At 58.1% G+C, this 14,129-nt stretch carries 11 protein-coding genes; 7 read left to right on the plus strand and 4 right to left on the minus strand.

Going from position 1 to position 14,129, the window contains the following annotated elements; genetic code table 11:
• Positions 1-11: 11 nt before the first annotated feature.
• Positions 12-1,532: a phosphomannomutase/phosphoglucomutase gene (locus NKJ88_RS30740; protein ID WP_352446684.1), complete on the minus strand. Its 1,521-nt coding sequence runs from the start codon at positions 1,530-1,532 to the stop codon at positions 12-14.
• Positions 1,533-1,653: 121 nt separating this feature from the next.
• On the opposite strand from NKJ88_RS30740, the gene NKJ88_RS30745 reads away from it, so the two are divergent.
• The 3 genes from NKJ88_RS30745 to NKJ88_RS30755 all read left to right on the plus strand — a co-directional run bounded on the left by NKJ88_RS30745 (position 1,654) and on the right by NKJ88_RS30755 (position 5,042).
• Positions 1,654-2,079, plus strand: a complete 426-nt coding sequence (locus tag NKJ88_RS30745; RefSeq protein ID WP_352446685.1) for a hypothetical protein — start codon at positions 1,654-1,656, stop codon at positions 2,077-2,079.
• Between the two features lie 167 nt (positions 2,080-2,246).
• Complete coding sequence (locus NKJ88_RS30750) at positions 2,247-4,127, plus strand: GumC family protein (protein WP_352446686.1); 1,881 nt, start codon at positions 2,247-2,249, stop codon at positions 4,125-4,127.
• Positions 4,128-4,253: 126 nt separating this feature from the next.
• Complete coding sequence (locus NKJ88_RS30755; RefSeq protein ID WP_352446687.1) at positions 4,254-5,042, plus strand: sugar transferase; 789 nt, start codon at positions 4,254-4,256, stop codon at positions 5,040-5,042.
• A gap of 553 nt (positions 5,043-5,595) precedes the next feature.
• Here NKJ88_RS30755 and NKJ88_RS30760 read toward each other — a convergent pair.
• A complete protein-coding gene (locus NKJ88_RS30760; protein WP_352446688.1) occupies positions 5,596-6,909 on the minus strand; it encodes a polysaccharide biosynthesis/export family protein in 1,314 nt (437 codons plus the stop codon).
• 14 nt (positions 6,910-6,923) lie between these two features.
• Entirely contained in the window at positions 6,924-7,796 is an 873-nt protein-coding gene (locus NKJ88_RS30765) for a glycosyltransferase family 2 protein (protein ID WP_352446689.1), read from the minus strand.
• A 246-nt stretch (positions 7,797-8,042) separates the two neighbouring features.
• Here NKJ88_RS30765 and NKJ88_RS30770 point away from each other — a divergent pair, with 246 nt between their 5' ends.
• Positions 8,043-9,275: a glycosyltransferase gene (locus NKJ88_RS30770; RefSeq protein ID WP_502897992.1), complete on the plus strand. Its 1,233-nt coding sequence runs from the start codon at positions 8,043-8,045 to the stop codon at positions 9,273-9,275.
• On the opposite strand, the gene NKJ88_RS30775 is transcribed toward NKJ88_RS30770, so the two are convergent.
• Positions 9,268-10,398, minus strand: a complete 1,131-nt coding sequence (locus tag NKJ88_RS30775) for a glycosyltransferase family 4 protein (protein WP_352446690.1) — start codon at positions 10,396-10,398, stop codon at positions 9,268-9,270. The genes NKJ88_RS30770 and NKJ88_RS30775 overlap by 8 nt on opposite strands.
• A gap of 190 nt (positions 10,399-10,588) precedes the next feature.
• On the opposite strand from NKJ88_RS30775, the gene NKJ88_RS30780 reads away from it, so the two are divergent.
• From NKJ88_RS30780 to NKJ88_RS30790, 3 genes are all read left to right on the plus strand, one after another.
• Entirely contained in the window at positions 10,589-11,860 is a 1,272-nt protein-coding gene (locus NKJ88_RS30780; protein WP_352446691.1) for a glycosyltransferase family 4 protein, read from the plus strand.
• A 248-nt stretch (positions 11,861-12,108) separates the two neighbouring features.
• A complete protein-coding gene (locus NKJ88_RS30785) occupies positions 12,109-13,548 on the plus strand; it encodes a DUF4214 domain-containing protein (protein WP_502904780.1) in 1,440 nt (479 codons plus the stop codon).
• A gap of 397 nt (positions 13,549-13,945) precedes the next feature.
• On the plus strand, positions 13,946-14,129 hold a 184-nt coding region (locus tag NKJ88_RS30790), incomplete at its 3' end, for a hypothetical protein (protein ID WP_352446692.1).

Here is a 14,129-nt window from a genome sequence, read left to right on the forward strand (position 1 = left end):
TTCAGTTCCTCTCAGAATGTCTGGTTGTAGGCTCCGACCTCTGGATTGCGGCGCAGGACGGCGTCGATCGCCTCGAACATCTGTCGACGTCGCTCCGACGAGACGGGGCTTTCGACGACGACGACAATTTCGGGCTTGTTCGACGAAGCCCTGACCAGACCCCAGGTGCCGTCTTGAGCCACGACACGCACCCCATTGACGGTAACCAGATCAACAAGCGGCTGCCCCGCAAACTCGGTCCCGTCCCCCTTCATTTTCATGAAGTCGCCCAGGACCTTGTCGACGACGCCATATTTGACTTCGTCGGGACAGTGGGGGGACATTGTTGGGGTGCCGAAGGTCACGGGCAGGGCGCGGTAGAGTTCGGCCAGCGTCCTTCCCGGATTACGGTCGAGCATCTCGCAGACAGCAATCGCCGTGATAAGGCCGTCATCATAGCCACGCCCGATCGGCGGGTTGAAGAAGAAGTGTCCCGATTTCTCGAAGCCGGCGATTGCGTTAAGCTCGGCTACCCGCCGCTTGATGTAGGAATGTCCCGTTTTCCAATAGTCCGTGCGCGCGCCGTTTCGCGCCAGAACTGGATCCGTCATGAAAAGCGCGGTTGATTTCACGTCCACGACAAAGGTGCATTGCGAATGCAGGCTGGAAATGTCTCGCGCCAGCATGACGCCGACCTTGTCAGCGAAGATCTCGGTGCCCTCATTGTCGACGACGCCACAGCGGTCGCCGTCGCCGTCGAAGCCGAGACCCAAATCGGCACCGGTCTCCAGAATCTTGTCCCGGATGGCATGCAGCATCTGCATGTCTTCGGGATTGGGGTTGTAATGCGGGAAGGTGTAATCGAGCTCCACGTCCAGTGGGATCACGTCACAGCCGATGATCTTCAGCACCTGTGGCGCAAATGCGCCAGCCGTCCCGTTGCCGCAGGCCACGACCACGCGCGGCTTGCGTCGAGCCGTCCTTCCGGCAGTCAAGTCGTCGATGTATCTCTCACGAAATCCGGACACGAATTCGTAGCCGCCGCCACCGACAAGATCGAAGTCGCCGTTCAGTACGAGCGCTTTGAGGGCTGTCATCTGGTCAGGACCGAATGTTAGCGGTCTCTGTGCGCCCATTTTAACTCCGGTCCAGCCGTTCTCATTGTGGGAAGCCGTGACCATCGCAACAGACGGAGCGTTGAGTGCGAACTGGGCGAAATAGGCGGTCGGGGAAAGCGCCAGGCCGATGTCCTTGACATGTGCGCCAGCCGCCATCAGCCCTGAGACCAACGCCATCTTTATGGACATTGAATAACTGCGAAAGTCGTGACCCGTGACGATCTCCGGGCCGACCCCCATTCGGCGGATCAGAGTGGCGAGACCCATTCCCAGTGCTTGGGCGCCCATCAAATTGAGCTCGGGCTCTTTCTCCGAGCCAGGGTGGCCGAACCACCACCGCGCATCATATTCCCGGAAGCCAGTGGCTTTGATGAGAGCATTGTTCTCGAACGCGAATGTGTTTGGCCTGGCTTGGGCGACTATTGTTAGGGTCACGGCTACCGCTCCGGGATTGCGCCAATATTCCTAGCATGGCCGCGAACCTCGGCCCCTTCATGAATTCGGGTAGCGCTACCCCGCGGCTCGTGCCGCTTCATCCAATAGGTGGTGCCGATCGATGATCGAAAGGATATCTCGTCCAGGCATGGCGGTCGCGTATCGTGGGGGTAGGCCCGTATCGGGCGCCAACATCAATTGTGGCTCTGTAGTGCCGCTGACATCATTCGGATTCTCCTTTCACAAGAACGTCGATGATAGGCGTTTCCAGGCTTTGGCGCGTGCGCTCGACCTCATTCAGCCGGAGATCGAAAGGGAATCGGAACGACTTCGCCAAGCTCGGAAACGAATGACAGATTGTGCCGCATTTTGCCTGGAGGCGACGGAAAACGGGGATAGGGGCGAACGTCTTTCAGCCAAACTGGTTATCCTCTCGCACGATCTTGCGGCAAACCAAGCACGAGAGTTGCTGCTGGAACAGCAGAAGTCATTTCTAGCCAGGATAAGGGCCGGTCTGCCGCGCATTCTTCATTCGCAAAGGATGTAGGTCTACGCCAATTGGCGGCGTTTACCTTCCCCCACGTCGGCGTAGTCTTTCTGCAGAAGCCGGGATCGCGGGCCCCGGCTCTTATGAGAACATCGGGCGGACGCCATGAAGCTCTGTATCGGGCGGCGTGCACGAAGGACTCTCCCATGCCCGCCGGAGACGTTTGAATGAACCGCTTGTTCGCCAACCAATGGCCTTTGGCAACCAATCAGCAGGCCAATGTCGGACAGGAATTCATCGGCCTCTCGGACATAACCGGGTTTTTGAGAAATTATGTCGGAACAATTACGGCCTGCCTTGCCGCGGCACTCCTGGTCGCATGGTTCTACGATTTGACCACCGATCCGGTTTTTACGGCCAGCGCCCAGATATTGATCGAACCGAAGCTACCGCAACATTTGCAGGAGGGCGGTGAAGTAAATCTGTCATTGGACACCGCACAAATTGAAAGTCAGATCGCAGTACTGCAATCTGAGAAGATTGCTTCGATGGTAATTGATCAGTTGAAATTGATTGAGGATACGAGTTTCAATCGCCCCGAGACACCGATGTTGCAGGAAAGATTCAGGAAACTCAATGATATAATGGTGCAAGCTTTAGGGCTTGAGAAAAGCGCACGGCTGAACTCACTCTGGGGGCATATCGGCTTAGGCGCTCCGGAGTCGACCGCAAAGCTGACCGATTACCAGAAGTCCCGTCTCAGCATGCTGATTTTCCTCAGTGGCCTCGATGTGCGAAGGGTAGGTGTCTCCTACGCGATAGACATATCCTTCACCTCCGCCGATCCGGAGGGCGCCGCCAAGATTGCGAATGCAACGGCTGACGCCTTCGTGCATGAACAGATCGACACCAAGGCCGATTCGGCAAGAGAAGGTGGAGCATGGTTGGAAAAACGCCTTCAGCAGCTGCGCACCCAGATGAACGAGGCCATGGCAAGGGCGCAGGCATTTCGCTCTCGGCACGATTATAGCGTAGGAGGTGGTGCAAGTGCCGGTGGCGGCGTTAATTCTGAACCTACTCTCGAAGAACTCGAGGTAACTGCTGACACCTATCAAAAAATGTATGAGAGCTTTCTGCAGGCTTACACCAATTCGGTAAGCCAGCAATCCTACCCGGTTGCAGATGCAAGAGTGATCACTGCCGCGACGCCGCCGCTTTTTCCAAGCGCTCCAAAACCGAAGCTGGTGTTGGCCTTCGCTGGCGTCGCAGGGCTCATTCTCGGCATTGGCCTTTCCTTCGCGCGGCACTCGTTCGACTGGACCATACGATTGCCACGTCATATCCGCGATAATCTGGGAATAGAGTGCGTCGGAGAACTACCGCCCACGAGCAGGCGCAGGGAATTCGGAAACGTCGACGAAGTGACCAAGCATCCGTGGTCGCGATACAGCCAGAGCCTAAGGAAAGCGCGAACCGAAATCAGCTTGGCGGAAACGAACCATCCGGTGAAGTTTCTTGGACTAACCGCTGTTTCGAACAACAGTCAGAAGACTTCCGTTGTCAGCAACCTCGCCACGCTCTATTCGATGTCCGGTCTAAAGACGTTGGTGATTGACGCTGATGTTCGCAGATCGACGATTACCACAAGACTGATTGGGCACTCAAACGTCCAGGGCAACGAGTGCCTGGATCCCGCTCGACACAATATCATACGCGCTCTGGGGCGGCGGTTCGACGTTCTTCCAAGTTCCGTCGTGGATGCAAAGAACCTGCTCGTGCCAAGGAACATGCAGGTTTTCCTTTCTGAAGTTACTGCTGGGGACGCGGCAGGCTACGAGTTGGCCGCTTATGATATCGTCATCGTTGACCTGCCATCGCTTGAATCCGGGGCGGATGACCTGGTCGTTGGATCCGTGCTCGACGGTGTCGTGGTGGTTGCGGAGTGGGGAAAGACGCACGTCGACGCACTGCGGGAACTCGTGAGAACACTTCAGGCCTCCAGGACGCCTATACTTGGCGTGCTTCTCGCGAACGCGAGGGTAATGACGTCCAAGCACCGTCGGGTTGCCGCTAAGCAGAGCGCTTTCGGAAGCCGGCAAAGCGTGTAGAGCAATCATATGTGAGGATAGGGGGTAGCCCCCGGAGTATCGCGCTACCTCCTTTGCATTTCTTGCCGGCACGTTCCGTCCTTGGAAGACTGTCGAAGTTAATCAACGAGAAACAGCGACCGTCACATGACAAACGCCTTCGAAAAGCAGCACCAGGGTGAGGCGCTTTGGAGCCAACCCGTTGTGCCGGCCGCGATCGAAAGCAGGGCGATCCTGCATGTTGTTTCTGCGCGTGACTACGCCAGCACCGGAACGGTGTTGAATGAGCTGCCGGGTGTCCTCACCGGGAAGACGAACCCTCCGATTGGAGGCCTCCTCAAACGGATCATGGATCTGGCCATAGCCGGCGCAGCGCTCGTTTTGGCCGCGCCCGTCATGATTGTCGTCGGTCTGTTGATCAAGGTTACGGCCGGCGGTCCAGCCGTATTCTCGCATAGGCGAGTAGGCTTCGGTGGAAGCTCATTCAATTGCTATAAATTTCGCTCGATGGTCGCCAATTCGGACGAGGTTCTGAAGGCATATCTCCAGTCCAACGCCCACGCACGCAAGGAGTGGGAAGAGACCCACAAGATCAGGAACGATCCCCGCGTTACGCTTTTCGGGCGACTGCTGCGCAAGTCCAGCCTGGATGAGCTTCCCCAACTCATCAACATACTGCGCGGTGACATGAGTTGCGTGGGCCCAAGGCCGATCGTCGAGGACGAACTCAGGCGTTATGGCGAGCATCAGGCAGAGTACCTCGCAGCAAGGCCGGGGCTCACCGGTCTTTGGCAGGTGAGTGGAAGAAGCAGCATGGACTATAATAACCGCGTTGCGCTGGACAGCCACTATGTGCGGAACTGGTCGATCTGGCTTGATATCGTGATCTTGCTTAGGACCATCGTCGCGGTCATGCGGGTCGGCAGGGCCTCCTGAAACGTCGAACGATCACTTCTCGTTTCGATTGCAGTAGTGCGACAGAGACAAGCCTGCGAGGTAGGCGCAAGCCAAAAGAAATATCAAAACCAGAGATTTGCCACCAGTCACATGGCCCCACAGACCTAGGCTATTCCAGGCAAGGATTGCGATCAGAAGCACTGCAGTCGCTGCCAGCAGCGCGGCAGCCTTGAAGCGTAGACCCAGAAGTATCCCTGCCACCGATACGGCCAGTATGCTTGTGAGCACCGATATCTCCAGTGGCACCCGCAGAAGGAGTTGGCTTGCCGCGGCGGGGAGTTCCGTCAGGGGCCGAGACCCCACCGTGCGCCAACTGATAGGCGGCCTAGGAGTGCAAGGCAAGTGCTAGATACGGTGCTTCGGAATGCTGTTTGCGGTATTGCAAAAGGGGTACTTGTAGAGCCACATATTTTTGGGTCGCAGCCCCCATGCCTAACGCCCCAGCCATCCAACCCCACCTGCAACAGGTGGCGGTCCTGGTGAGCATCGACGGAGCCAGGATGCTGGCCTGGTTCGCGCCAAGCGGATCTGGTCAGTTCGTAGTTCCAACAGCAGTGGTGTCCGCCTGGACGCTTGCATCCGCTGCAGGCAAGCTGTCCAAGCCAGACTGCGGCAGGGGGATTTCGACCTTGATGGTATCGCCCGGCTCGACAAGGGTTGTCTCTTGGGCAGCAAGTTCTTCCGTGCCGGTGTCTTTCGGCCTCACAATGGTGAAGATCGGCTTGGCCCTCGCCGCACTCTGCCTTAGCGCCAGCAGAGCGGGCACAGCGACCTGCGTCTCGCTCAGCAACTGCACTGCGGTGTCGGATTTGCTGGTCACCTCGTTGAGCTGCTGCTGTGTTTCGCGCAAGCCCTCGGCGACCTCGCTGGAACGCTGATTGCTGAGGTTGAGTATTTCGATGTCTGTCTTGCTCATCTCCTGCCTGACACGCAGCATCGAGGTCTCGGCCGCTAATCTGTCGCTCTGCATCTGGGCGACAGTCCCCTCCAGCGCAAGTTCCCGTGGTGCAACCGCAAGGCCCTTCTGCACGAGATTCGAGACACCCGCGAGCTCCTTTTGGATGAGCTCGATCTGTTTGTCATGGAAAGTCAGCTGTTGCTCGAGCGAGGCCAGCTCCTGTTGCAGGAAGTCCTTGAGGTCTCGCAGTGAACGGAGCTGGGTCGCCAGTGCATCCTTTCGGATATCGAAAATCTTGCGTTCCTGGTTCATTGCAAGGGCAACGGTTTCGTTCGAAACCCTGTCCCTCAGTTCAGGGGGGAAAGCGATGTCGTCACTGCCGGCCAGCTCTGACTGCAACCGCGCTTTGCGTGCGAGCAGGCTGACATTGTTCAGAGCCAGCAGCCCGACATCGCCCCGGGCCGTGATGAACTCTCGTCCAAGCCGAGACACATCATCCTCGCGTATCGGCAACCCGCCGGCGACCCCAAGCGCCTGCAGCACTGTCAGGCCGGGCCTGTAGGGAAACTCTCCGGATTGCTTGACGTTGCCGACCACATAGAACGGCCTGTACTGGGCAATCTCCACGGCGACATCCGGCTGGCGGCCGAGTCCCATCTGCTGCATCAGCCGATCGCCTATGGCGCGGGCGAGAGTCCCAGGAGCGGTGCCCTCCGCGCGTATCTGCCCGACAAATGGCAGGAAGAGAGTCCCGTCGGCACCGACAGTGAAACTGTCGTTGAGAGCCGCCCACTCGAAGATCACATCACGCGATGCGCGCCATTCGTAGACTTTGAGCCTGACCTTGTCCTGGGGCCCAAGCAGGTACTCCACGGCTGATGCCGGATACGGACAGACAGAGGCTGCCGCCAATGAAATCCCTGCCGCTGTTGAAAGCCATTTCCGCATTGTCTTCACCGTCGTCAGATCTTCAGGATGTATTCGGGTTCGATGCGCCCCATGGCGATATGCAGGATCGCGAGCGCGTTGCCGCTGAGACGACCTCTGCGATCGACATATGGCTCGGGCCAAAGGCTCTTTGCGAGGTTGGCCGCAATGTTCCTGAACATAAGGGGCAGTGCGAAAGAGGCTGGAACTGACCCCTTCTTTATCAGGTAGATCGCATTGACGACCTGGGAGTAGCCGAACCGCTTTCCGCTGACGCGGCCCGTTTTGATTCCGAGATGAACGCCCGTGATCGACGTCACGCATACGACGCGGCCTCTGGATCGCATTTGACTTGTGAAGTCGATGTCTTCTTGCCAGCCGTAGAGGACCAGGCGCTCGTCAAAGCGCAAATCGCCAACCAGCGAGGAGCGGAGCGACATATTGCATCCATAGGCACCGACATGGTCGACCACGGACGCTCCATCCGGTTTTAGGCCCTCGGCTTCCCTCAGCGCAGCCTCTGCATCGTCCCAGGTGAGACCAGCATTGGTGGCGCCGTCTCTGACGACCCTGCCCATCACAACCGCCCATCCGCGATTTCCGGCAAAAGCCTGCTCGATCTGCTCCAGGTACTGGGTGGCTGGAACGAAATCGTCGTCGAAGAATGTTATGATGTCGAAGCGCCGCAATGAAGGCACGAGAGCGGCGTTGCGTTGCGCAGCCAATCCTTTTGGACCGAACACATTCGACACAGGGAAGGGGCAGCCGTCCGGCAGGTCGATGTGTGTGGCGTCGGGTGCCGACAATATGACTTCGTCGGGAAGTCTTGTCTGGCTGCCCAAATATCCGAGCAGGCGAGCTACTTGCTCGCTGCGGCCGAGGGTTGGGATAATCACCGCAAGTTTCATGTTTCGTCCAGGCGTCGCTCCCCCTGACCATATTATGAGGCGATAGCTCAAACAGCTTGAATAAAAGTGGGCGCGACCAACGCGGCCTACCCCATCGAGTACCAGCTTTTGACGTACTTCCTGCAAGCGGGTCACGACCATAAGCGGTAGGCGCATACGCGCCGGCAGCGGTCGGTGATCGATCGGACAACTTGCGATGGTCCCCGCACAAAACGGAAACTCGGGCTTCAAAGAAAGGGGAGAACCATGCTCCATGAACGTTCTTCCGACCTGGCCATCGCGGCCAAGGTCGAAATGCCGATTGAGGAGTTTCCGGCTGCCCCGGCGCCCGACTTCGACAGATATGCCAGGATAGCGGTCGTTCACGACTGGTGCCCAAATTTCCGGGGCGGCGAGCGAGTTCTGGCGCAAATCTGCAAGCAGCTTCCCAATGCAGAGGTATTCACACTTTTCGATTTCCTCCCGGCCGAGGTGAAGGAGCAATACTTCCGCGACGTGGAATTTCATGCCTCTCCGGCCAACCGGATCCCTCTGGTGCGGAAATTCTACCGGTCTCTCTTCTTCTTTTGCCCGTTTCTGATCGAGCAGTTCGACGTGACCGGCTATGACGCTGTGATCTCGTCGTCGGCCGCATTTTCTCGTGGCGTGATCACAAGGCCTGATCAGCCGCATCTGTGTTATGTGCACAGCCCTGTCCGCTATGCTTGGGACGAGCAATTCTCGTATCTTGAGCAGGGCAAGCTCGGTTTCGGTCCGAAGGGAATACTCTACCGCTATATGCTGCACCGTCTGAGGACCTGGGATACGAGAACCGCGCACGGTCCAGACCTGATGCTGGCGAATTCCAACTATGTCCGTTCTCGCATCCGCCACATCTACGGACGTGACGCAAAGGTTGTTTTCCCGCCGGTCTCGCTGAAGGAACTGCCCTGTGTCGAGGACAAGGACGATTACTACGTCTCGGCGTCCTTCCTGGCCCCCTACAAGCGCACCGACCTCGTGATCAGGGCCTTCAACGAGATGCCGTCGCGACGGCTGGTCATAGTGGGCGAAGGACAGCAATCGGCCAGCCTGCGGGCGCTGGCAGGTCCTAACGTCACATTCTCGGGATTCCTTCCTCGCAGGGACTATATCGATACGCTTGCCCGAGCGAAGGCGATGGTCTTTGCGGGTTGCGAGGACTTCGGCATCGCGCTCGCCGAGGCGCAGGCCTGCGGGACGCCGCTGATCGCTTTCGGGAGAGGCGGCGCGGTCGATATTGCGCGCAGCCTGGGGTCAAATTCCGAGCCGACGGGGGTGCTGTTCAAGGCTCAGACCATCGATCACCTCAAGGAAGCGGTCAAACGGTTCGAGGAAAACAGCCACCTCATCACCCCGCGGGCCTGCGCTCGGAACGCGCAGCGCTTTTCCGAAGAGAATTTCGACCGCGCCATGCTGGACTCGATCGGAGCGGTCCAGGCACTTCACACGATCACGTGAGTTCACGTAACCTGACTATCCTGGTCTCTGGATCGATACCGTCGGCAAGAGCCATCGCCTGCAGGTAGCGCAAGGCGCTCGCTCTCCAGCTATATGCCAAGGCTCTGGCTTTTCCCTTCCCCATGAACTGCACGCGTAGCGCCTTGGAATTGCGCAGCCCCATGAAACGGTCGAACCACGCCTGCGGGTCGTTGGCAGCGGCATAAAGAGCTGCGTTCCTACAGACCTCGGGCAGGCTGGCGCGTTCGGACACGACGACCGGACAGCCCAGCGCCATTGCCTCGACAACCGGAAGACCAAAGCCTTCAGTTAGCGAAGGAAAGGCCAGGCAAAGCGAGTCCATCAGCAAAGCAGCCAACTCGTTGTCGGAAATGCGTCCGAGCCAATGGATATTTTGGGCTTCAGCTCTGGCTGATCCTGTTTTGAAAATGTCCGAATCCGACATGCCGACGACCGCGATCTTCAGTCCGGCCTTGCCAAGGCGCTCGGCCATATCGAGAATGAGCTTCACATTCTTGTGAGGTGCGGCGCCGCCGATCATGACGATTGTTTCACGCGAGGCCGCCAATCGTGTCGCCGCCGAATGTTCAGGCTTCCATCGGAATACATGTTCATGACCGTTGGGGGCAACGAAGGCCCTCTGCTCCGCAACGATGCCCAGCCGAACCAGCTCGCCTAGCGAAAAATTGGAAACGGTCGAAATGCTGCATGCCGTCTTGCCGAGGCAGGGTAGCAGCGCTTTGTAGGAGGTCCTGAAGCGAAGTGAATAGCTCTGTGGGGCATTCCAGACATTTGCATCATGAATGCAGACGATATGCTTGCGCGACAGAAGCGGGCCGGTATTGCACAGGCTGAGGAGCCCGCCACCCCGAAGAGAGGCGGCTAGCCGGGTCTGCTCCCATAGGTGCCCACCCCTGCTGCCTATCTCGCAACGTTCGATGGAATTGATCGCGATGTCTGAGCTGCCAGGTGGGCAGTGAAGCCTGAGTTCCAGCCCACGGGTGAGCGGCGCCTGCTCGGCGAACAGGGCGTCCAGCGCACGCACGATCTCTCCGGCATAACGCTGGACGCCCGTTGTCGGTTGGGAAAGGAAACGCCCGTTGATCGTCCACTGCCGTGCCATGTCACCCTCTCCATGTCCCTAGTTTGAAACCGTCAGCGCGTGGGGTCACCACAGCCGTTGGGTCGTGCGGACGCGCGCAGCATCATCCAGGCAGGCGAGGGCGAGCGTTGGAGCTACCTCAAACGTTTGAGGGTCGCTGCGGTTCAGAGAGTGTTAGTCTGGATGTTGGGGCGGCAAGGCGGGGGACGTGATGATCGGCAAATCTGAGTTCGATGCGGCGCCGGCGGTGCAATCGGGGAATTTGAACGGACACAGCGTTGCCGCCGTGGTGGCAAGATCGCTTCCCGGAGGCTCGCAGTACCTGATTGGCCATCCGGGCCGGACATTGGCGGACTTAGTGCCGCCAAAGCGGCGGTGGACGATAAACGGCGATTTCACTACGCTTCGACGCAATGGGATAGCGCGTTACGCCCACGAGGTGACGATGGCTCTCGACGCCCTTATTTCCGAAGGGCATCCCTTGGGTCGCGACCTTGAGATCGATCTCGTGGTGCCGCGCCAGCCTGCCGAGCCTCTTCATCTGAAGGCAATCGCGGTGCGGGTCGTCCCCGAATTCAACAGGCCTCGACTTCCCCAGTTCTGGGTACAGGCGCAGTTGCCCTGGCATGTGCCGGGAGGGTTGGTGAGCTTTTGCAACCTCGCACCGGTCGTGCTGAGACGCCAGATCGCATGCATCCACGACATGCATACAAGGTTGATGCCGTCGAGCTACGGGCGAGGGTTCCGTTGGGCTCACCGCCTGATCCTTCCGCTGCTGGGCAGGCGGGCTGCACGGATCACTACGGTTTCGCAACTCTCCCGCAGTCATTTGGTCGCGTTCGGCATAGCGCGCGAGGAGAACATTGTCGTTACCTACAACGGCAGCGACCATGCTAAGAAGTGGGACGCGACGATATCATCCTTGGCTGTCAATCGGGGCAGGCCATATGTCGTTTGCCTCGGCCGGCGGGATCAAGAATACAAGAACATGGGGCTTCTCGCTAAGCTCGCATCGTTTCTAGATGAGATGGGCCTCGATCTGTGGATGCCGGGTGACATCGACGAAACCACGGTCTTGCGGCACGTCCCGAAAATGCCGGCGAACATCATCCTTCTTGGGCGCATAAGCGATCACGACTTCAAAAAGGCGCTTGAAGGCGCCCTCTGCTTCCTGTTTCCATCACGGATCGAAGGCTTTGGGTTGCCCGCTATCGAGGCTATGGCGTCGGGTTGCCCGGTCATAGCCTCGACTTCGCCCTGTTTGCCTGAAATCTGCGGAGATTCCGCACTCTATGCCGATCCGGACGACGTCCAATCATGGGTCGAAAACGTTCGCCAGCTAGCGGTCGACCCAGATATGCGCAAGCGAATGGTTGGCAAGGGCCATACCAGGGCGAGCAGCTATTCCTGGCGCTGGATCGCTTGGAAATATCTCGAGCTTATGATCCAGGTCGACGCCGATTTCGGGGAAGTCCACGGGTAATTGACCGCGAGCGCAGTTACCCCGTTGGTTAGCGCACAAATCGCAATCAATTTGAGTCATCCTCGGCAGTCACCCCCGCTCATCCGGGTGCTGAATCGGGGCAGCGGCACTCCAATGGTCATGCCGCTTGATGGCTAGGTTGTAGCCTCCAAAGGAGGTAACGCGAAGCTTCCCATATCCATTTTGACCAATTGCTCCCGTGTCCCGCAGTTCCGACAATCCCAATATTGATCGTCGTGCAGGGAGGCATGATCGCCATGTCGTTTCGTTTCGCAGCCGCGACTGCTTTGTTGCTGATAGCATCGGCGCCCGCATCCGCCGATTTGCTCTGGGGCGTGAACGGCCATCCGGTGATTTCCTACCCGGATGTTCCGATCGAAAAACAACTCGATTTCGTCAAGAACCTCGGTCTCAAATCATACCGGGTCAACATCACCGCCGCAGATCAAGGAGATACCCTTGCTCGGGTCGTGAAGGCCGGTAAAGAAAGAGGGATCGAAATACTCCCCGTGATCACGCCGGGACTAGACCTGGACAAGCGCGATCCGGAAGAACTCTATAGTCAGGCCCGGCAATTGGCGGTCGTCCTTGGGGGCAGGTTCAAGAACGATATCCGCGTTTGGGAACTCGGCAATGAGATGGAAATCTATGCCATCATAAAGCCCTGCGAGAAACGCGATGACGGATCACAATATCCATGCAGCTGGGGGCCTGCAGGTGGAACCGGAGCGCTCGACTACTACGGTCCGCGTTGGGTGAAGGTGAGCGCTGCCCTCAAGGGCCTGTCCGACGGCATGACAGCAGTTGACCCGAGCATCAAAAAGGCAATGGGTACGGCTGGATGGGGCCATACCGGCGCCTTCGCGCGGATGAAACAGGACGGAATCGCCTGGGACATCTCGGTCTGGCACATGTACGGGGAAGATCCGGAATGGGCTTTCCACGAGATTTCCGCCTACGGCAAACCCATCTGGGTCACCGAATTCAACAACCCCTACGGAAGTCAGCACAGCGAGCGGCAGCAGGCCGACGGCGTCAAACAGGCAATGACACGGCTTCGCGAACTCCAGGATACGTACAAAGTCGAAGCGGCGCACATCTACGAGTTGCTGGATGAGACCTACTGGGCGCCGAGCTTCGAAGCCAATATGGGGCTGGTTCGACTTAGCAAGAACAACAACGGCAAATGGATAGCCGGTGAACCAAAGCCTGCCTACATGGCTGTTCGCGACATTACCCGTGGCCCGCAGCCGTTGCCCAAGCCACACCGAGATTGCGCCCCTGAAGCAAAGTTTGCCGGCCGGTTCACCTATGTCCATCAGATAAATTTTGCCTATTGCCTCGTCCTTGGCCATGATGGCGATGCCGCAGGGTTGGATCGGTGGTCGCCAGCCCTCGAGAACGGAGACGCCACGCTCACTGCCGTGATCATGGAAATGTTCCGCTCCGACGAATTCGAGGCCAAATATGCCACGATTGGCCTTACCGACCGAGCCTATATCGGCTTTCTTTACCTGATGCTGCTGGATCGCCCCGCAGACAGTTACGGCATCGAAACCTATTCCCGTCAGTTGCGGGCAGGATCAATGACGCGTGATAGCATTGCCCTTGGCATCGTCAGCTCGAGCGAATTCAAGTCCCGACATGCTGCCCTGCGCAACGCCTCGGATGTGCCCGCGCCCTACTAAGCAGGACAAGACGCTGTTATGGCGGCGGCATTTGCAAGTCCATTGCTCCGCCTCCGGCCACAAAAAGCGCCGGCAAGTCGATTGCCGCGATCGACATGCCAGGCCGAGATCAACAGACAGATGCATCACGTCGCGGACTTGGACCCGAAATTGCTTGTTGCGGTGGCCGCGACACACGCATTGTTACTATTGGAACCGATGTGTACCGCTCTTTAGACGGTCGGCCAGGCGTGCACGAAGCCCCGAGGGAACGATATTCGTCCATAGGTGCAATCATGGGCAGCCTTTTTGGTAATCGCGGAATCTTGAGTGGACATGGAGGATTTTCGTTGAGGCTGGAGTGTCCTGCACCCAGCAGAGCCTCGTCCTGGCAAAACTATCATTTGCAGCATCGGGCATGACAACTGATTCCAGGTGGTTCCCACCCACCGCCAAGGGGAGGAAAACCATCGGTGGGGCGCGGGGGGTGCCAAGGCCGGCCGCCAGGAACCCCGAAAAAACATTAGAGAGGGGGGCCTACCCGAAAAGAAAGTTTAAGATATTTGTGAAAGGCCTAGGTATTTTAGGCGTGTTTTTTTTTT

The organism is Mesorhizobium sp. M0016, assembly GCF_040324035.1.
Taxonomy (GTDB): Bacteria; Pseudomonadota; Alphaproteobacteria; order Rhizobiales; family Rhizobiaceae; genus Mesorhizobium.